This window comes from Bacillus sp. FSL R5-0416 (assembly GCF_037975425.1).
Lineage (GTDB): Bacteria > Bacillota > Bacilli > Bacillales > Bacillaceae > Bacillus > Bacillus subtilis.
In genome coordinates, this window is sequence record NZ_CP150252.1 from 1,414,610 (window position 1) to 1,434,704 (window position 20,095).

General features: G+C 41.8%; 20 protein-coding genes. 12 read left to right on the top strand and 8 right to left on the bottom strand.

The features are described from left to right. Nucleotides 1–16: 16 nt before the first annotated feature. Entirely contained in the window at nt 17–349 is a 333-nt protein-coding gene (gene tnrA / locus NYE20_RS07590) for a MerR family transcriptional regulator TnrA (RefSeq protein WP_003232541.1), read from the bottom strand. A 194-nt stretch (nt 350–543) separates the two neighbouring features. On the opposite strand from tnrA, the gene NYE20_RS07595 reads away from it, so the two are divergent. From NYE20_RS07595 to NYE20_RS07605, 3 genes are all read left to right on the top strand, one after another. Beyond that, nucleotides 544–699: a hypothetical protein gene (locus NYE20_RS07595; RefSeq protein WP_003232538.1), complete on the top strand. Its 156-nt coding sequence runs from the start codon at nt 544–546 to the stop codon at nt 697–699. 87 nt (nt 700–786) lie between these two features. Continuing rightward, a complete protein-coding gene (ykoL, locus tag NYE20_RS07600; RefSeq protein ID WP_003245766.1) occupies nt 787–969 on the top strand; it encodes a stress response protein YkoL in 183 nt (60 codons plus the stop codon). Nucleotides 970–1,101: 132 nt separating this feature from the next. Further along, nucleotides 1,102–1,566, top strand: a complete 465-nt coding sequence (locus NYE20_RS07605; protein WP_003232536.1) for a MarR family transcriptional regulator — start codon at nt 1,102–1,104, stop codon at nt 1,564–1,566. Nucleotides 1,567–1,580: 14 nt separating this feature from the next. Here NYE20_RS07605 and NYE20_RS07610 read toward each other — a convergent pair whose 3' ends face one another. Further along, nucleotides 1,581–2,702 carry a glycosyltransferase gene (locus NYE20_RS07610; RefSeq protein WP_273797380.1) on the bottom strand — a complete coding sequence of 374 codons (1,122 nt, stop codon included), beginning with the start codon at nt 2,700–2,702 and terminating at the stop codon, nt 1,581–1,583. Between the two features lie 90 nt (nt 2,703–2,792). Here NYE20_RS07610 and NYE20_RS07615 point away from each other — a divergent pair, with 90 nt between their 5' ends. Continuing rightward, the gene (locus tag NYE20_RS07615; protein WP_031314982.1) at nt 2,793–3,344 is read left to right on the top strand and encodes a hypothetical protein; all 552 of its coding nucleotides are present in this window, start codon (nt 2,793–2,795) and stop codon (nt 3,342–3,344) included. A 27-nt stretch (nt 3,345–3,371) separates the two neighbouring features. Here NYE20_RS07615 and NYE20_RS07620 read toward each other — a convergent pair whose 3' ends face one another. After that, a complete protein-coding gene (locus tag NYE20_RS07620; protein WP_161621535.1) occupies nt 3,372–4,184 on the bottom strand; it encodes a metallophosphoesterase in 813 nt (270 codons plus the stop codon). A 192-nt stretch (nt 4,185–4,376) separates the two neighbouring features. Here NYE20_RS07620 and NYE20_RS07625 point away from each other — a divergent pair, with 192 nt between their 5' ends. After that, a complete protein-coding gene (locus NYE20_RS07625; protein WP_041850905.1) occupies nt 4,377–6,071 on the top strand; it encodes a DUF6044 family protein in 1,695 nt (564 codons plus the stop codon). A 12-nt stretch (nt 6,072–6,083) separates the two neighbouring features. Further along, nucleotides 6,084–7,097, top strand: coding sequence for a glycosyltransferase family 2 protein (locus tag NYE20_RS07630; protein ID WP_014476605.1), 1,014 nt, complete (start codon nt 6,084–6,086; stop codon nt 7,095–7,097). Between the two features lie 25 nt (nt 7,098–7,122). Here the strand turns inward: NYE20_RS07630 and NYE20_RS07635 are convergent, their stop codons facing one another. From NYE20_RS07635 to NYE20_RS07645, 3 genes are read right to left on the bottom strand one after another with little or no spacing between them, the layout of a single operon-like run. Then, the gene (locus NYE20_RS07635; protein WP_161621536.1) at nt 7,123–8,958 is read right to left on the bottom strand and encodes a DNA ligase D; all 1,836 of its coding nucleotides are present in this window, start codon (nt 8,956–8,958) and stop codon (nt 7,123–7,125) included. A 3-nt stretch (nt 8,959–8,961) separates the two neighbouring features. After that, a complete protein-coding gene (locus NYE20_RS07640; protein ID WP_003232529.1) occupies nt 8,962–9,897 on the bottom strand; it encodes a Ku protein in 936 nt (311 codons plus the stop codon). Between the two features lie 36 nt (nt 9,898–9,933). Next, on the bottom strand, nt 9,934–12,336 hold the full coding sequence (locus NYE20_RS07645) for an EAL domain-containing protein (protein ID WP_125121324.1): 2,403 nt from the start codon (nt 12,334–12,336) through the stop codon (nt 9,934–9,936). A gap of 180 nt (nt 12,337–12,516) precedes the next feature. Between NYE20_RS07645 and NYE20_RS07650 the strand changes: the two genes are divergently transcribed. The 4 genes from NYE20_RS07650 to rsgI all read left to right on the top strand — a co-directional run bounded on the left by NYE20_RS07650 (nt 12,517) and on the right by rsgI (nt 16,394). Further along, a complete protein-coding gene (locus tag NYE20_RS07650) occupies nt 12,517–13,182 on the top strand; it encodes a DedA family protein (RefSeq protein WP_026113618.1) in 666 nt (221 codons plus the stop codon). A 76-nt stretch (nt 13,183–13,258) separates the two neighbouring features. Next, the gene (locus NYE20_RS07655) at nt 13,259–14,233 is read left to right on the top strand and encodes a TerC family protein (protein WP_009967096.1); all 975 of its coding nucleotides are present in this window, start codon (nt 13,259–13,261) and stop codon (nt 14,231–14,233) included. A gap of 263 nt (nt 14,234–14,496) precedes the next feature. Next, entirely contained in the window at nt 14,497–15,252 is a 756-nt protein-coding gene (sigI, locus tag NYE20_RS07660; RefSeq protein ID WP_003245855.1) for an RNA polymerase sigma factor SigI, read from the top strand. Continuing rightward, nucleotides 15,249–16,394: an anti-sigma-I factor RsgI gene (gene rsgI / locus NYE20_RS07665; protein WP_032725586.1), complete on the top strand. Its 1,146-nt coding sequence runs from the start codon at nt 15,249–15,251 to the stop codon at nt 16,392–16,394. The genes sigI and rsgI overlap by 4 nt, the downstream gene beginning before the upstream one ends. Nucleotides 16,395–16,404: 10 nt before the next feature. On the opposite strand, the gene sspD is transcribed toward rsgI, so the two are convergent. Next, nucleotides 16,405–16,599 carry an acid-soluble spore protein SspD gene (sspD, locus tag NYE20_RS07670; RefSeq protein ID WP_003218568.1) on the bottom strand — a complete coding sequence of 65 codons (195 nt, stop codon included), beginning with the start codon at nt 16,597–16,599 and terminating at the stop codon, nt 16,405–16,407. Nucleotides 16,600–16,729: 130 nt separating this feature from the next. Next, the gene (htpK, locus tag NYE20_RS07675) at nt 16,730–17,431 is read right to left on the bottom strand and encodes a transcriptional regulator HtpK (protein WP_021479421.1); all 702 of its coding nucleotides are present in this window, start codon (nt 17,429–17,431) and stop codon (nt 16,730–16,732) included. A 170-nt stretch (nt 17,432–17,601) separates the two neighbouring features. Here htpK and htpX point away from each other — a divergent pair, with 170 nt between their 5' ends. Further along, nucleotides 17,602–18,498 carry a protease HtpX gene (gene htpX, locus NYE20_RS07680; protein ID WP_003232513.1) on the top strand — a complete coding sequence of 299 codons (897 nt, stop codon included), beginning with the start codon at nt 17,602–17,604 and terminating at the stop codon, nt 18,496–18,498. 173 nt (nt 18,499–18,671) lie between these two features. Then, the gene (ktrD, locus tag NYE20_RS07685) at nt 18,672–20,021 is read left to right on the top strand and encodes a Ktr system potassium transporter KtrD (RefSeq protein WP_153256724.1); all 1,350 of its coding nucleotides are present in this window, start codon (nt 18,672–18,674) and stop codon (nt 20,019–20,021) included. Nucleotides 20,022–20,095: the final 74 nt, after the last annotated feature.

A 20,095-nucleotide genomic window follows, 5' to 3' on the forward strand; every position in this document is an offset into this window, starting at 1 on the left:
GCCGGACTTTTATTATTTAACGGTTTTTGTACCGAAAGTGAGCATTAAGCTGCCCCTCCAGCATTTTTTTCCGCACTTGCGGATCGTTTTTTAACATCTGTTCTTTTTTGCGCATATCCTTTAAAATCTCTGCCGTCTGTACGCCGTCTTCACGCTTATTGGCGATATCCATCAGCCGCTCCACATCGGCAAAGGAGTATTTTCTTGTCCCCCTTGAAGAACGCTGCGGGTAAATGAGCTTTCGTTCCTCATAATACCTGATCTGTCTTACGGACAATCCTGTCAATTCACTCACAATTCCGATTGAAATCACTTTTTTGTCTTTATAAGAATGATCTTCTGTGGTCATTTTTCCACCCCTGGATGTCTTTTGATAATAGTATATAAAAAACAAAGAGAAAAAACCTGACGCTTGTCATATTTTCTAACATCAAATAGAAGATTTTTGAAAAAATACGGAAGAAAAATTAACAAGAATAATGCGTAACACCCAAGCGCGTTTTATCCTTTATGTAACGAATCAAACGAGGAGGAAGGATAATCATGGAGGAAGAAAAAGCGGTCTCACTGGCAAAAGAAATTATAGAGTTGGATATCAAGCGTGATGAAATGCTGGAGACGTTTATGCAGCTTGCCGGAGAACAGGCTTTTCAATTATTAAGATCGGTTCAAAACGGACAATACCGAAAATCTTCGTAAACATAAATTCTTTACATTAGATTCATACCACGTTCATTTAAAAAGAGTATCTTTTGTATAGGATACCTCAAAATGAAGGAGGACGCTATGAGTAATTTATTGAAATCCGCTTTAGAAAAAGAACGACGCCATTATTCTGAAAAACTCTATCAGATTGGGGTTTATAATAAAGAGGTCATGAACAAAATGACGATTTCTGAGCTTCGGAAAGAATACGCTTATTTCTTTCGAAGCATTACAAATCATAAAAATTATCCTTATACAAGATAATGTATAAGGATTTTTTTGCTTTTAGAAGGAATTTCTCGAATTATAGCGAATACGTATAGTAAGGGACTGAACTCTTATTATATGTAAGGGTTTTCATTATTTTTTTATAAAAATCCTATATACGAGGTAGATATGATGAGATTATCGTTTAACGAAGAAGAAGTTGAGCGTGCGATGAATTTGTACAGAGTTTTTGCAAGGGCTTTCAAAAGTGTGTCCGAACATAGTATCCGTGATAGCAAAGAGCACGGTTTTAATCCCACTGAATTTGCTGTACTGGAGCTCCTGTACACAAGAGGCCCGCAAAAATTACAGCAAATTGGGTCGAGACTTCTGCTTGTAAGCGGAAACGTCACATATGTTATTGACAAACTAGAAAGAAACGGGTTTTTAGTAAGGGAGCAGGACCCAAAAGATAAACGCTCTGTTTACGCACATTTAACTGACAAGGGAAATGAGTATTTGGATAAAATTTATCCGATTCATGCACTGCGTATTGCGAGAGCGTTTTCAGGTCTTTCGCCTGATGAACAGGACCAGCTGATCGTCCTGCTCAAGAAAGCAGGCATACACAGCCAGCATTTGCTGTTTCGTTAACTATTCTACACTCTCTATTTCAGGAGAGTGTTTTTTTGTTTCCATATGATTCTTTTTAAAACATCTTCAATCTTCCTATCAGACATTTCGCCAAGGTATCCATTGACGTGTTTTTTATACTCCTTCATCTGTTCGTTCGATTGAAAAAATACCGCGATATACTCTTCTGCTTTCTTCATGTCCCAGTTTCTCATATCTGTGACGAGCTTCCTTTCATGTAGAAGGTTTAAATTCATTTCCTCCTGTCCCGGCAGTGCATGATAAATAAATACCGGAAGCCGTTTCTGTAAGCATTCACTGATGGTCACGCCTCCGGGTTTAGTCATGATGCCTGTCGACTGTTCGTACAAACGGTTCATCTCTGCTTTGCTGTGAAGGTAAGGAATCGCCTCAATCAAGGGGTGGTGTAAACTTTTGACATAGGAGTAGAGCTTTTCGTTTCTGCCGCATAATATTTTGTATAAGATCTTTCCGCCTGGCGACAGTTCCTGCACCCATTTTAAAATCCCACCGACCCCCATACTGCCCCCTGTGATGATGATGGTATATGGCGGGTGGTGCTGCAAGGTATCTGCTGATTCCATTTCAAAATTTCGGTGAACTGGAATGCCGGTCAAGTATATGTTGTTCTGATCGATCCCCTCTGATATTAGCTGCTTCTTTACTTCCGTGCTCGGAACAAAATGGTAATCAATGTTCTTCCGTCCCCATAATTGATTCACGAAAAAATCAGTGTATACATTCACAACCGTCAGATTCGGATATTCAGGCTTTAGTCGGTTCAGCAGATAAGAGGGCAGCGCATGTGTGCAGAAGGCGATATCAGGCTGTTTTTCTTGGAGGATGTGCCTCATTTGCTGTGTGAACAGCCATTCGTACATGAAATAGCGTTTGTCATGCTGAAATTCTCCGCAGGCGAGGAGCCTGTAAATGCCGCTGTACGTTTTCGGGAAATATTGAATCCATTTTAAATAAGCCACGGAGGACAATTTTTCTAACCGGCTATACGCATGTGAAAAGATATCAATCTTTTCAGCTGCCAGCCCTTGAGACTCTAATTCAGCCTGCAATGCATCAGCCACATGATGATGGCCGGTGGAAATGCTTAAAAAAGGAAAAATGAGAATGTTTTTCATGACGCTCCTCCTAAAAAATATGGCAACTATATTTTGAGGAGAACGTTCACAAAATATAAGGGTGTTTTTGATCATAAGGAAGGTGAAAAGATGAAAACTTGTTTCCTTTCCATATGGAGAGTGGTTGACCCGATTTATTTCTTTTTTTCAAGGCTGACCTTGGTTGACAAAGATCGTAAAAGCGTCTTTCGAGTCAGGCTGACGAAGTACAAAGGACATCATGTCGTGCTTAGCGACGGAACGCATATAAGAAAAAATGATGTGCTCGTTAAAATCCACCTGCATAACATAAAGCTGATCAGGGAGCTTCAAAGCATTGAGAGCGCAGTCAGAAAGGGAATCATTATTTATCAGAAAGTATATCAATCGATGCCGCTTCTTCTTGACTATATTAACAATCATAAAAAAAGCGAGAAAATCAAAGGAATCATTGGGATTACAATGCTTGACAAAGGTGTGGAAAGGCTCGGCTTTGATGTGATCACCCCGGTGAATCCTTTTTACAGATGTTTTAAAAAAGTGTCCCATGTGCCGATTTTATATTTGACTTCAAAGCCTGTGAGCTTGCGGCATTTACCGAATTCATCCTATTTGTTTATCTCAAAAGAAAAGCTGCAGAAAACCTATCAAAAAAAAGACTGATGCCTCGGTCAGCACAGTCTTTTTTGATTAAATCTGATGAAATGTCACTTCAGGACGGCTTCCGACACGGATATTTACGCCGGTTTGTCCCAAGCCCTCGCTGATATAAAATGGTTTATCGTGATGATAATGAAGGCCTTTAATCATGTTCATTCGCACGAGGTTTCCCATTTTCACCAAATGATACGGTTTTGGCCAGTGAATTTGCCCGCCGTGAAAATGCCCTGACAGCAGGTAATCATAATGAACATCCTTCATATCCAGAATAATATTTGGGTCATGTGTTAAGACAAGATGATAGCCATTTTCCAGACTTTGATAAGAGCCGTTGATATTACTCCGATTCGTACTGTAATCATCAATGCCAATAATATTGACTGGCCCTGCAGCCGTCTCGATTCGAACATGTTCATTTTGCAGCGTGATACAGCCGTTTTCCTCTAAAACTCGCTTCAGTCTCTGAAAGTCCTCTTCTTTCAATACATAATCGTGGTTACCGAACACCGCGTACATTCCATATGCAGGCTTTAGCTTTTGCAAGGCGTTCAAGTAACCTGCCAGCTTCGGAATATTACGTTTCCGATCAAGAAAATCCCCGGTAAGAGCAATGATGTCCACAGGCTGATCTCTTGTTAAATGATACAGCTCCTCAGGTGAGACTGAAATGTTTTCCAAGTGAAGATCTGATAAATGAAGGATATTTAATTTTTTTCTGGCTGGAAGGCCGTCTTTTTGGTCGATTGAAATGGTGTTGACTTTCACATCTTTTGTATTGCGGTTCGCTTTATATAGAAATGGCACAAATACGAGTATGGCCAATGAAAGTAAGATTGTAAACAAAATATATCCCCTCCCTTCTATCAGTATAGTAAGTGATCAAGCCCTATGGATAGCGGGAATTAATGGGTAGAGACAGGTTGAAAAACGGATTGTCATATGATGAATGATTTGGAAGGGAAAAGGGATAATAAATTTTGACACATGAGGCAGAACATGCCGACGGAGTCAGAATAACAAATGGATGTGTAAGCAATGTTACGATTGATGAGACAACAAAAAAAAGAAACATATTATCTCTGGATCGCATTATTTCTTCTTTTATTGTATGTATCGCCGCTTTTTATTTTAAAGGAAGATGCCCATATCCGGGTCCATGATAATTTAGATTCCAACATCGCTTGGTACAAGGTTTTGGCCGATAGCGGAGAAATCGTCGGCAAGGTTGACGCTGCCATTCCGCAAATCATTAACGGGCTGCCCCGGGATGCCTTTGGCACCGAGTGGAGCGGAATTGTTTGGCTCCATGCTTTCTTTTCTTCCATGACCGCCTATGCAATAAGCCAGACGGTTACAAGAGTTGTCGCTTTTTTTGGAATGTATGTGCTGCTGAAGAAACATATAATCCCGGAACCAAAAGCGGCTTTCATCCGAATTGGCGTATCGCTTGCATTTGCCTTAACACCGTTCTGGCCTTCGGGAATGCTGAGTACGCTTGGGTACCCTTTGTCACTGTGGGCTTTTTTAAATATCCGAAAAGGGGATATCTCATGGAGAGAGTGGCTGACGCTGGGCTTGCTCCCTCTATACTCAAGCTTTGTTCTAGGCTTCTTCTTTTTCCTGGCAGGGATGGCGTGTTTTTGGCTGTATGATGCCATTACAAAAAGAAGATGGAATTTGATGTTCTTAGGCAGTATTGCATTTATGACGAGTATCTATCTTTTCGTTGAATATCGGCTTGTCTATTCGATACTGTTTGAGCACGCACCGATGCATCGTATCGAATTTATCTCATCTAGGCATGACGTTTGGCATTCTCTTCGGCTATCCGTAAAAAACTTTGTCTATGGCCATAATCATGTGATGACCGTTCATACCGTTGTCATCCTTCCGATCCTGCTGGTCGTTTTTGCTGCTCTGCTGTTCAAACGAAATCGGACAAAGCCAGAAAATGTTTATCTGTTTTTATGTGTGCTTAATTATGGATTGTCATTATGGTATGCGTTTTGGTTCAACAAAATTTGGGCTGTTCCAAAGCAGAAATTTGCCTTTTTAGCAGAATTTAATTTTGCCCGTTTTCATTTTCTTCGGCCGCTTGTTATATACGTGAGCTTTGCGCTTGCTTTATATCTCATTTGGCGGATGGGGAAAGGATGGAAATGGCTTGTGTACGCCGCAGTCGCTGCACAGCTAATGGTGTTGGCGCCTTTTAATGAAGAATATACGTATGGCGTTCATTACAACGCGCCGACATTCAAGGAGTTTTATGCATCGGAGCAATTCAAAGAGATTAAGGAATATATCGGACGTCCGCAGGATTCGTACAGGGTGGCGAGCATCGGACTGCATCCGTCTATCGCCCAATATAACGGGTTTTATACGTTAGATACGTATAACAATCTGTATCCGCTTTCATATAAATATGAATTTAGGAAAATCATCGAAAAAGAGCTGGAAAAAAATTCTCGGCTGAAACAATACTTTGATGAATGGGGCAGCCGCTGCTACCTTTTTGTCGATGAACTCGGTAAACGATATGATTTCAAAAAGAACTCGAAGAAAACGATCAACAACCTTCAATTAAATACAGATGTATTTAAAAAAATGGGCGGACGGTACATTTTTTCTTCAGTTCCGATCATGAATGCTGAACAAAACCATCTCGCGCTCGTAAAGACGTTTGACCATAAAGATTCCGCCTGGCGCATTTATTTATATGAAACAAGATAAGGAGGATATCGATTGAAACAGTCACAGCCAGTATTAACCATCGTCGTCCCGTGTTTCAATGAAGAGGAAGTGTTTCAAGAAACAAGCCGTCAGCTGACAGAGGTTGTAGATGATTTAATTGAAGAAAAATTAATTGCTGAAGACAGTAAAATTCTGTTTGTCGATGATGGCAGCAAAGACCGCACTTGGGCTTTGATTGCTATGGAGAGCATAAGAAACAAGAAGGTTACCGGCTTAAAATTAGCCTGCAATGTCGGCCACCAAAAAGCGCTTTTAGCCGGACTGCATAAAGCGAAGAATAGGTCAGACTGCGTCATTTCGATCGATGCCGATCTTCAGGACGATATCTCTGTGATCCGGGATTTTATGCTGAAATATCATGAGGGCTGCGAGATCGTTTACGGTGTACGCCGGAGCAGAAAAACCGATACCTTTTTCAAGCGCACGACCGCGTTAGGGTTTTATCGTCTCATGAATAAGCTTGGGATTAAATTAATTTATAATCATGCTGATTTTCGTTTAATGAATAAAAGGTCCCTTGAAGAGCTTGAGCGTTATCCGGAAGCGAATCTGTTTTTAAGAGGTATTGTCCCCATGATCGGCTTTAAATCGGCCGAAGTTTTGTATGACCGCAAGGAACGCTTTGCCGGCAAAACGAAATATCCGCTGAAAAAGATGCTATCCTTCGCTTTTAACGGGATTACTTCATTCAGTGTCGCACCAATTCGATTCTTTACGCTTTTAGGGTTTGTTTTGTTTTTCCTCAGCGCTGTGGCAGGGGTTGGCGCGTTTATTCAAAAGCTGCTCGGCCATACGAATGCAGGCTGGGCGTCTCTCATCATATCCATTTGGTTTTTGGGCGGGCTGCAATTGATGGGAATTGGCATCATCGGAGAGTATATTGGAACGATTTTTTCTGAAGTGAAAAGACGGCCGAAATACGCGATTGATATTGATTTGTATAATGAGCAGCTGAGCCCGCTTCAGCGCCAGGAAAAAGAGCGGTTAGAAAAAAAGTACAGTTAAACACGGAAAGAGCTGACTTCATTAGTCAGCTCTTTTTCTTCAACTGATGCAATATGGCCCTAAGCGGTTCGTCTTGCGGGTTGCGGTAAAAATCAAAAAATGGGCAGCCCTGCTTCTTAATTCGATCGATGACCGTATCAATTGTAAACAGAGCGGGTGTTAAAGATGATTGCACCTCATGCCAGTAGAGCGGGGCTGCAACAGTCCCAAGCTCATTTCCTCTCGTTGAATAGGGACAGATAATCGTTTTTCCTTCTGCATGCTGCAAATAATCAAGATACAATTTGCCGTGTCTGTTTTTAATCAAGCGTTCAGTGGTAAATAGCTCGGGAAATGCATTGGTGCAGTACTCTGCGATCAGCTGCGTAAAGTGGCGTGTTTCTTCATACGTAAATGCCTCGGGAGACAAGGGAATATAAAGCTGGATGCCTTTGTTGCCGGACAGCTTCGGGTACGATGTGATGCCAAAGGAATCCAACAGCCGCTTCAGTTCATTTGCGGCCTGCACGGCCATAAGAAAGTCATCTCGCGAAGGCGGGTCTAAATCAATGACAATCTCAGCCGGACGCCTGCTTTTAATGGTTTGAAAAGGAACGTGAAACTCCAAAGCAAGCTGGTTGCAAAGCCATAGCAATGTAGACATATCCTCACAGACAATATGTTCATGGCTCCCATCATAGAAAGATTGAACAAAATCCGGCGCATAGTCCGGCTTGTTTTTTTGGAAAAATGATTCGCTCCTAGATCCATGCGGATAGCGGATGACGGTGACAGCCCGGTTTTTCAGAAATGGGAGCAGATAGTCACTGACTTCAATCATATACTGAATAAAATCTTCTTTTGTTTTTTTATTCTTTTCAAATATGATTTTATCCAGGCTTGTGAACTGGAGCTTTGGGTGAACCGGTTTGGAGTGTCGTATGACTTGCGCATATGTGCATTCGGTCCAGTCCATTTGGAATTCGAAACCGATAAACGATACCTCTCTTAATGTGCCTTGGAGAATTGTTAAGTATTGAACAGCTGCACAAATCGAAGGTTCAAGCGTAAATTCGCCTGAGGGTGTTTGATGTCCGTGCTGTTCCATAATCTCGCGTATAGCGCTTTTTTCCTCATCGCGCATTCCGTGCGAGACAGAGGCAATCGGTGTCATTATTCCGTTTTTTAACACAGATACCGTCACAAACCCGTTGTTAGGGTTGAACCCTGTTATGCAAACATAAGCTTGTTTAAAGTTTTTATATTTGAGCCAATCGGACGACCGCTTCTTTTCAAGCCATTTGCTGTTTGTTTTCTTCGCTACAATTCCTTCTCCGTCATATTTTATTACCATCTCCCAGAGTTGATCAAAATGATCATAACAGGGAATGGATTGAATGGTTTCTTTTGCGTAAGGATCTGGAGATGCAGGAAGCTTTGCTGCGGATATGAGTTCACGCAGAGATTTTTTGCGGTCCAAATACGAAAGAAGCGTTACATCTTCTCCGCTTCGCTCTAACAAATCAAAGGCGAGAAAGCAGCACGGCCGGGCGTTTGCCGATTCCTGAATCTTGTCTGGCCTTTTCAAACGCCCCCGCACTTGAAGGTGTTCAAAATCTGCACGACAAGGATTCACCAAACATACGATTTCACCATCAAGTGTCAGCGGAAGCTCTTTTTCCATGTGCTGAAAGGCAGTTTTGGCGATTTGTGTGATTTCAGGGAAGGTGCTGCTGAGCTCCACACCATTTCTGCTGGTTAAGGTCACACCTGAAGAATGGATGCGGAGAATACAGCGGTACCCATCATATTTTACTTCGTAACGCCATTCTGCTCCGATTGGCGGTGACGAAGTTAAGACCGGCTGCATGGTAAACGCCATGGGCTATGACGTGCCGGAGGCTTTTTTTCTAGTTGTTTTTTGTTTTTTATCTCCGGCTCCTTTCGGTTCAGCGGCTTGTGCAGGTGCGGCAGCCGGTGTCTCCCTGTTCGGCCTTCTGGTTCTGTCAATGCTGGCTTGCAGAGCGCTTACCAGGTCAATGACATCTTCACGAGGTGGCGCTTTATCAGGAGTGACGGCCGTTTCTTTATTTTCTAGCTTGTCGTTGACTCTTTGCAGCAGCGCCTGTCGGTACGTGTCTTCATATTTTTCAGGTTCAAACTCAGCAGTCAGTTCATCTATTAATGTGATAGCAGTTTGCAGTTCCTTATCGTTTACATTCGATTGATCAGGTACACCTGGGACATGAGCGGCGCTTCTGACCTCATCGGGATAATGGATAGACTCCATGACGATACAATTTTCATAAACGCGGAGAATCGCCAGCTGCTGCTTTGACCTGATTGTCATATTGGCGATACCGATCTTTCCGGTTGAGCGCAGCGCCTCACGCAGCAGGGTATAGGCCTTCGTCCCATTATCCCCGGGGCCGACAAAGTAGGAGCGGTTAAAGTAAATCGGATCAATTTCCTGAAGCTGAACAAAGTCAACAATCTCAACCGCTTTCTCCTCATGCTCCTGTTTTAAGCTTTTTAAATCTTCGTCTGTCAGCACTACATATTTCCCTTTTACATATTCATATCCCTTCACAATTTCATCAGGACTAAGAGTTTTTTCGCAATTTGTGCAAACTTTCTCGTATTTGATTGGTGCGTGATCCTCTTTATGGAGGCTGCGCAGTTTAATATCTTTATCTTCTGTGGCCGCATATAGCTTGATGGGGATGTTTACTAATCCGAAGCTGATCGATCCCTTCCACATTGTATGCATATCGATAAACCCCTTTTTTTCTTTAGTGTGAAGAGAAGGAGTACGATTCATGTGTAGTAACTTATGGGTGAAAAAAAGCCGGCGCTGTTATTGCGACGGCTGTTCAATAATGAATTGTTCGAATTGTTCCGGAGGTATTGGCCTGCTGAAAAAGAAGCCCTGCAAATGGTCGCAGCCTTTTTCATATAGAAGCTGCTTTTGAGCTGCATTTTCCACACCTTCGGCAATCACCTGCAAAGACAGCTGATGCCCCATGGCAATAATAGCTCCGGTAATTTGCTCTGATTTAGGATGGGTCTGAATATCGTCAATAAATGATTTGTCAATCTTCAGCCTGTGAATCGGGAAGTCCTTCAAATAGCTAAGGGAGCTGTGACCAGTACCGAAATCGTCAATACTGATTCTGATTCCTAATTCTGTAAGGGATGACAAAACCTTTTTGGAGTGATCGAGATTGTCCATTGTCATGCTTTCCGTCACCTCCACTTCAAGAAGCTGCGGAGGAAGCTGGTATTTATTAAGCGTATCCTTGATGAGGGGAATCAGATCTTCGGATTGGAACTGTCTGGCGGAAATATTAATGGCGACAGAAAGATCATAGCCTTTGTCGTGCCAAATCCTTGCCTGCTTGCATGCTTCATCTATAATCCACTTTCCGATATCAATAATAAGTCCCGTTTCTTCTGCGACACCGATGAATTCTCCGGGCGGACGCAGTTGCCCGTCTGGTGTCACAAGGCGTATCAGTGCTTCTGCTCCTGTCATTTTTTGTTTTTTTACACTGAATTGCGGCTGATAATGCAAGACAAATCTATCGTTTTCGATTGCTTCTCTGAGTACCATCTCTTGGTTAAGCTTGACGGTTTCTTTGTTGCCGATTGAAAAAGAATAGTATCTGTATTTGCTTTTGTTTCGTTCTTTAGCCGCATACATCGCCATATCAGCCTTTTTCATCAATTCAAGGCCATCAGTCCCGTCTTTTGGAGATATCGCAATCCCGATACTGACAGATGTGACAAGGGTGTGATCTTGAATCTTGAAAGGTTTTTTGAATTTTTGGATAATTTTTCTTGCTAAAACATCTGCTTCGCCTGTTCCTGTATTGGCGTCTGTTAATATAATAATAAATTCATCACCGCCAAGACGGGCGATAAATCCGTTATCAGGGACTACAGATGACAAACGTTTAGCCGCAAACTGAAGCAGTTGATCGCCGACATTATGCCCTAATGCATCGTTAATCACTTTAAACCGATTTAAGTCGAGAAAGAAAACAACGGTGTTATAATGCAAGGTATGCTCGCGATTCAGTACCTTTGTTAGATGAGAGATGGCATGTCTTCTGTTAGGTAAGTCTGTAAGCGAATCATAATGAGCCATTCTATGGATTTCTTTTTCTGCTTTGTACTGCTTCGTCATGTCTTTGCAAATGACATAAATGCTGTCCAGTTCTTGATTGACCTCAACAGGTATGAGCGTAATATTTAAGTGAAACTGGCCTTTTTCAGTGATAAGTTCGCTATCGCTGTTCATCGCTTGTTTATCTTTTTTAACTTGCTCAAAAAGGCGCTTAATCTTCTGTGATGTGTAATTCCTCCAGTCATGCATGCTGAAGCCAAATTTGCTGATCATTTCCTCACCAGCGTGATTGGAAGATATTATGTCTCCTTCTAATGATAAAATAAAGATTGCATCAATATTGTGGACGATTAAAGACTGAAATCGCTGTTCGTTATCCTTTATGCGTTCGCTCTGTTTAATAAACTTTCGATCTGCATGGGAACTGAATAACAATAACGTTTGGATACAAAAAATAATTAAAGTAACAAAAATTGACCAATGAAACGTTTGCACCTCCATATGGCTTCCGGGCGTAGCCGTGTCCTTATGGAAAGTTGCCGCAAGCATCCCTGTGTAGTGCATGCCCGAAATCCCAATACCCATTACAATTGAACTGACGACTTTATAGAATATAAGATGCTCAGAATGTTTTTTTACGGCCAAGTCAAAGAATATTTTTAACGAGACGAAAGAGGCTGCAATCGCAATGATAATTGAAGCTGTAAATAAAATCGGTTCGTAAATAATCATTACCCGGGAAATGGCAGACATTCCGATATAGTGCATAGAAGCAATAGATGCACCAAGCACAACTGATCCGGTAAGCAGTCTGTAATATGTAAGTATGTGCCGGCTGACAAAATATAATGACACAAATGATCCCGAAACAGATGCGCCAATGGCTGCCATTAAAGGCATGAATTCATATTCCATCGGCATTTCCATATGGACGGCCATCATCCCTACAAAATGCATTGACCAAATACCGAATCCCATAATAAGTGAGCCGCCGATCAGCCAAATTTTACTTTTTAAGCCTGTATTGATGGTGACTTTCCTTGAAAGTTCAAGGGAAATATACGAGGCGGTACAGGCGATAAGAAAAGATAAACATATGAGCGTCGTATTATATGTAACGTGTATTTCCAAATGGAGATTCCCCCCGTATCGTGTGTTCCAGTCTTGTTGACTCTCTTTATTATCGGCTGCTTAACCGCAGAGTTTCAGCCTTCAAAACGATAGAAATACGAGGGAGATCTATTTTTAGTTCAACTGACCGTGAAAAATGTGTTAAAATCATCTTGACGTTTTCCGAAAAAACAAAAATGTATGATACATAAACATGAAACAAGGGAGTTGGTGGCTATCGAAGAGCTGGTTATGTCATGGATAGAAGCATTTAAAAGCTTATCTTATTTTGGAATATTTCTAGCGCTCAGTATTGAGTTTATCCCGGCCGAAGTCGTCTTGCCGCTTGCGGGCTATTGGGTATCTAAAGGCGATATGACACTTGCCGGCGTTGTTTTGGCAGGATCGCTTGGGGGAGTGGCCGGTCCGCTTACGCTGTATTGGATAGGCCGGTACGGAGGAAGGCCGTTTCTTGAACGTTTTGGGAAGTATCTCTTTATTAAACCTGAAGCGCTTGATAAGTCAGATGAATTTTTCAAAAAACATGGAGGCTTTGTCGCCTTCAGCGGCCGTTTCTTGCCTGGCATCAGGACATTGATTTCCATACCGTGCGGAATTGCAAAAATGAATGTTTGGGTGTTTTCGCTTTATACATTCATTGCTATGCTTCCGATTACATTTGTATATGTTTATCTCGGTGTGAAGCTCGGTGAAAATTGGAAGGAAGTCGGCTCTATTCTTGATCAATATATGCTTCCGATCGGGATAGCCATTTTGGCGCTTTTCCTGCTCTACTTACTGATGAAAAAGAGGAAGAAACGCACGCACTCCGAACAATTATCTGTATTTTTGAAAAATAAACGTTGACAAATCATTGCGCTGCGCATATCATTGACGTATAAAATCATATTTCTTGAAATCCCAAAGGGGAGTAGCGTCCGGAATGTATTCCGGAAACAAAGTCGTCATTTCATGGATTGTATCCATCGGCTTTGTTGGCATGCCTGAATTCATGTCTAGCAAGACCTTTGCCTTATGTCGGCAAAGGTCTTTTTTGCATGGTCCGGCCGGCATAAGATCGGATGAAGAGAAAGAAAACAACTTTTTTGGGAGGGTATCATTTATGGATGCAGCATTATTATTAGAGTATGGTTGGGTTCTTCTCGTCTTGATCGGGCTGGAAGGGATTTTAGCCGCCGATAACGCGCTGGTTATGGCGGTAATGGTAAAACATTTGCCGGAGGAAAAAAGAAAAAAAGCGTTATTTTATGGATTGGCAGGGGCTTTTGTTCTGCGATTTGGCTCTTTATTCGCCATTTCATTTTTGGTCAACGTATGGCAGGTTCAAGCGATTGGCGCGATCTATTTGCTGTATATCTCAGCAAGCCACTTATTGAAAAGATATGTATTTAAGAAAGAAGACACACATAAAGAGACGAAGCAAAGCGGTTTTTGGCCGACTGTTTTAAAAGTTGAACTGGCAGATATCGCGTTTGCTGTTGATTCCATCTTAGCAGCAGTAGCGCTGGCGGTTACACTTCCTGGGACATCACTCCCGAAGATCGGCGGACTTGACGGAGGACAATTTCTCGTCATTTTGGCCGGCGGTATCATCGGACTGGTGATCATGCGGTTTGCGGCTTCCATGTTTGTGAAGTTATTAAAGGAACGTCCAAGCCTAGAAACAGCAGCCTTTGTGATTGTCGGCTGGGTCGGAGTGAAGCTTGCTTTATATACGCTTGCCCATCGCGACATAGCGGTTGTTTCTGAGCACTTTATCCATTCTGGAACATGGAAACTGATATTCTGGGGTGTCTTAGCAGCAATCGCGGTTTGCGGCTGGTTTATGTCAGGTGGGAAAAAACAGCCGGAGGGCGCACAAAACGAACAAAAAAACAGCACCCGTGAACGGGCGTAATCTGAAAGACTCTGCTTAAAAGCAGAGTCTTTTTGTGTTTGAAGCGTTTTCATAAGCGAAATAAAATAACATTTTTATAACATCTTTGTTACAAAAAACACGCATAAAACCCCCTTAATTCTTTAGAAAGGCACGAAATCATGTATAGGACGTCAGAATGGTTTGTCATAATTGAGACATTGGAAATCAATATTTCTTTTTCTCCTTTGCGAATCCCTATCAAATTAGCTATCATTAATGAGTAGTTATAGGGAGGAACTGAGGTGAAACCAGTGCTTAGCCTTTTGTTTAAATTGGGAAAAAAGAAGCAAACACTTGAAAAAGCTGTTGAGAGTATACAAAAAGGCAATAAAGATCTGCAAAATGAATTAATACAGCAATATAAGCCATTTATCGCAAAGACGGTTTCATCCGTTTGTAAACGATATATAGATGAAAAAGACGATGAGTTCAGTATTGGACTGATCGCGTTTAATGAAGCTATAGAAAAATATTCACCTGAAAAAGGAAATTCTCTGCTCGCATTTGCTGAGCTTATTATAAAAAGAAAAGTCATTGATTACATTAGAAAAGAAGCCAGAAGCGCACAAAATATAAATATCGATTTACAGGAAGGAGACGATCAGGAGTCATCACAAAGCCTGATTGAAGCCGAGCTTTCCATAGATGAATACCGCCGTCAGATTGAACAGGAGCAGAGGCGGGAGGAAATCCTCTATTTTCAAAAGCAGCTCAAGGATTATGGTTTATCGTTTAAAGAACTGCTTGAAAATTCTCCAAAGCACACGGATGCAAGGCAAAACGCCATAAAGGTGGCAATGACGCTTGTTGAACATGAAGAATTGGCCGCTATCCTGTATACAAAGAAGCAGCTTCCGGTCAAACAGCTTGAACAGCTTGTCTCTGTAAGCCGAAAAACGATTGAGAGAAACAGAAAATATATTATTGCGATGTGTATTATCATTACGGGTGATTATATTTATTTAAAAGATTATCTTAAAGGGGTGCTGCACTCATGAGAAGAGGGATTATAGTAGAGAAAAATAAAAAATTCGTCACGTTGCTGACCCCTGACGGACAATTTTTAAAAGCCAAAAATGATCGACACAGCTATGAAATCGGAGAAGAAATCATGCTTCCGAGTGAAACACGCATGGGCAGAAGGGCCAGCTTTTTTGATTTTTTTAAACTGCGCCCTTTCAAAATGGGGATTTTTACGATGACTGCTATTATGCTCTTTATTTTTATAGTTCTCCCCGTTTTTTCTAATAATAAGGCCTATGCGTATATGACAATCGATATCAATCCAAGCGTCGAAATGGCGTTAAACAGCGATTATGAAGTGATTGAACTGACGCCTCTAAACGATGAGGGACAGAAAGTCGTGAATGATATAGATGATTGGGAGAAGACTGATTTTAAAAAGGTGATTGACGATATTATAACCGACTGCAGTGAACACGGGTATGTAAAGAAATCGAAAGAAATATTGATTTCCACTGTTTATGAAAACACAGAAGACAATACATATAAAAAGGCTGTGAAAAAACAGCTGAATGATGTGACTGAAAAATATAAAACGACATACCGCATGGAATCTCTCGAGTCAGATATGCAAACGAGGGAAAAAGCGAAGAAAGAAGGCGTCTCAACAGGCAGCTACATCAAATCAAATGAAAAGAATGACAATAAAGATTTAAAAGATGACTCCAGCAAACCATCCGGGGAAGAGGATCAAAAGAGTGATGAAAATGAGGATGAAAACAACGATCAAACTGACACCCAGGACAGCAAGCAAGGAGATAATGAACAGCTGAATGATGCGGATTCCGGAGACCAGAAAGAAGATAAAGCGGATGACCAGATTGATGATAGTGACAAAGATAAAAAAATAAAGGAATCAGATGAAAATACAAATACCGAAAAAGATGGGGACCATGAGCAAACCCCAATACAAGATCCTCAAGATAAAGGAAATGAAAATAACGGCGCTGACAAGGGTCAAAGCCAATATCACAGGGACTGGAACAATGGTGAACAAGGCAAGAACCGTTCTTCGTCCAGAAGGGATAACGCTTCAGACCGACGTAATCCAAACGGCTACAGCAGTGATAATAATTCAGCTCAAAATGAAGATTCGCCGAGTGCCCCCGGCGAATAAAGACCTGAATTTATTTAGTTGTGCCATTTAATTGTGATTGTGCTTGCTGTACCAGCCGCTTTGTCATTTCTCCGCCTACAGAGCCGTTAGCGCGTGCGACTGTATCAGAACCAAGGTTCACACCGAATTCTTGAGCCACTTCGAGTTTAAATTGGTCTAGTGCCTGCTCCACCCCTGGAACAACGAGTTTATTTCTGCTCGCCATCTTTTTCATCTCCTTTTTCGATAAAGAAATTCTTAACGCGTATTTAGTTTGATATATACGGGGTTTATTTATGCTGGCAATTGTTGTGGAGAAAAATAAAACCCCGGCCTCTGAGCCGGGGTGACGCAGACTATAGAATGTCTGCTGTCATTTTATGTGCGGTTGCCTGAATATGGAACGTCAAAATGGAGAGAACTGTAATGGCGATAATTTGTCTGATTTTAAGCCATTGGCCGTCATTCAGTTCTTCAAAACGGTGACGGAGACGCTCTGTCTCCTGTTCGGCGATCTCCTGCAGATTGGATTCTTTCATAGAAGGAGTATCTTGGTGATGGATGGCATCAAGCACATATGCGCAGCTTTCATAATAAGCAATCGGGCTGATGACATCATCAGATCTGTCTGAGATTGTGTTAAAGGCCACTTTTAAAATAGCCCGTATGTGTTCAAAGTCATAAATGGATTTTAAATCACGTACAATTAAAAGAATAACTGCCTGTTCAACTGAGTATTTTTTGCCCAGCTCAGGGTGTCCGATCAGATCTTTGATATCACGCTTTACCCAGTTTTGAATCGCGGTTGACTTTAACGAAGTCAGCTCGCATAAGTTGCCAAGCTCTACTATTTCATTTGTAGAAAGACCGTATTCTTTTTTCTGTTTTTTTCGTTCGTATCTTGTAAGAAATTCAGGAATTTCTAGATGATTGGCTGCTTTTTCTGCTGACATGTTCGCTGATTGGACGAGAATGTCGAGCGGGCTATGTTCTCCTTGTCCTTTTAGGGAATAGAGCAGCCGCACCATATCGGTTCGAGAGAGTTTAAAAATGTTCATTGTTCACCTCTTTAAACAATTTGACGCGGATATAGGTATATGTATAAATTCAAAGTTCAAGCGTCAGCAAATTACATTAACATCATACGTCGAATTCCTTGCATTTTCAAATGGATGTTTTATAATTTAAATATACGGGTTCTTTTGAACTTAAAATAACGGAGGTTGTTATGGCGAAAAGAATTTTTCTGTTTATTCTAACGAATATTTTGGTGCTTACAACAATCGGGATCGTTTTGTCTGTTTTAAGCTCTGTTACAGGAGTCGGGACGTATTTTACAGCTGATGGCGGTATCGATCCAATGGCGCTTCTTGTGTTCAGTTTAGTCGTTGGATTTGTCGGTTCCTTTACGTCTCTTGCGATGTCCAGATGGATGGCAAAGACGATGATGGGCGTCAGAGTGCTGAATCCGAAAAAACACTCGCTCAGCTATGAGGAACAGCAATTGGTTGATCGTGTTCACAGATTAAGCCGCTCTGCCGGTTTAACGAAAATGCCGGAAGTCGGGATTTACCGTTCACCTGAAGTAAACGCGTTTGCGACTGGACCGTCAAAACGCCGTTCACTTGTCGCAGTATCGTCAGGGCTGCTGGAGCAGATGGATGACGCAGCGGTTGAAGGTGTGCTTGCCCACGAGGTCGCGCATATCACAAATGGTGATATGGTAACAATGACGCTTTTACAAGGTATCGTTAATACCTTTGTAGTCTTTTTATCGCGTATCGCCGCTTGGATAGCAAGCCGTTTTGTCAAAGAAGATCTAGCGCCGATCGTTCATTTTATTGCAATGATTATTTTTCAGATTGTCTTTTCGATACTTGGCAGCCTGGTTGTGTTTGCGTATTCACGCCATCGTGAATTCCATGCTGACAGGGGAGGAGCGGATCTTGCCGGCAAGGACAAGATGATTCATGCGCTGCGGACGCTTAAAAGCTATTCTTCCCGGATTATGGAAGACGATCAGACAGCTGTCCAAACGTTAAAGATTAATGGCAAGAAGCGCTCTTCACTTTTCTCTACTCATCCTGATTTAGATGAACGAATCAGACGGCTGGAAGCTAAATAATACAAACACATTGTTCCTCTGAGAGAATTCTCAGAGGTTTTTTATTTTATCCATTGACTAAAATCATAAAAAAATAAGCAAGTTAAGAAAATGTTTCGTAAAAGCCTTTAAAAATGGACCTAATATCTTTAGAATAATTACCGTACTTAAAAAGAGAGGCAGAAGGATTTTACATGAGATTAAAGTTTGGAAAATTGATACAGGCCTTGTCACCGGCCCAGCTGATCGCATTATATTATTTTCTTGCAGTTACTGTGGCCGTTATATTGCTGAGTTTGCCGGCGGCCCATAAACCGGGGGCAGATTGGACGTTTATTGATGCGCTTTTTACAGCTGTCAGTTCAGTCAGTGTAACGGGGCTGACAGTTGTTGATACAGCTGATACATTCAGCACAATAGGGATTTTTATATTAGCATTTGTTCTGCAATTTGGCGGAATCGGAATTATGACGCTCGGAACGTTCATTTGGCTGATCATGGGAAAACGAATCGGGCTGAAAGAACGGAAGCTGATTATGGTTGATCAAAACCAATCCCAGTTTTCAGGAATTGTCAATCTGATGAAGCAGGTACTGTTTCTGATCTTGTGGATTGAATTTTTTGGCGGGCTGATACTCGGCACATATTTCTTAACCTACTATGACTCCTATCAGGAAGCCTATTTACACGGATTTTTTGCCAGTATCAGTGCAACGACAAACGGCGGATTTGATATTACCGGTAATTCGATGATTCCATTTCGCCAAGATTACTTTGTGCAGTTTATTACAATGCTTTTAATTATATTTGGAGCGATTGGATTTCCCGTGCTTGTTGAAGTAAAGGATTTCCTGTTTTCAAAGCATCGGCGTTATCCATTTACGCTTTTTACAAAGATCACGACGATTACGTTCGGCTCACTTGTCTTGTTTGGAGCCATTGGCATCTTTGCCCTGGAAGCAAACCATGCGTTCGCAGGAAAATCATGGCATGATGTTTTGTTTTTGTCCCTGTTTCAATCAACGGCAACCCGAAGCGGGGGGCTGGCAACAATCGATATCAGCCAATTATCAGATTCCACACTCTTTTTTATTTGTGCGCTGATGTTTATTGGAGCGTCGCCAAGCTCAGTCGGGGGAGGCATACGGACAACGACTTTTGCTTTGAACCTTCTTGCGCTGTTTCATTTTGCCCGCGGCAATAAGGCCGTAAAGGTATTCAAACGGGAGCTTCACCCTGCTGACTTGATGAAGTCGCTTGTTGTCACGATGATGGCGATCCTGCTCGTTTTTGGCGCGACACTCATTCTGACCATTACAGAAAAGCATTCCCTGCTGGAGCTTTTGTTTGAAGTGTGCTCGGCATTCGGTACAACCGGCCTGTCGCTTGGAATTACGGCAGATTTGAGCAGTGTTGGAAAATGCGTCATTATGATTGTCATGTTTATCGGGCGAATCGGCATTCTAACCTTCCTGTATCTGATCGGAAGAAAGGAAATTGAAGCGAACTATCACTATCCGAAAGAAAGAGTGATTATCGGATAGGCAAAACACCGCATACTTTGCGGTGTTTTTTGATTGCCAAAAAAAAGATGTGTGCCTCCTGTTCAGTTGGAGAA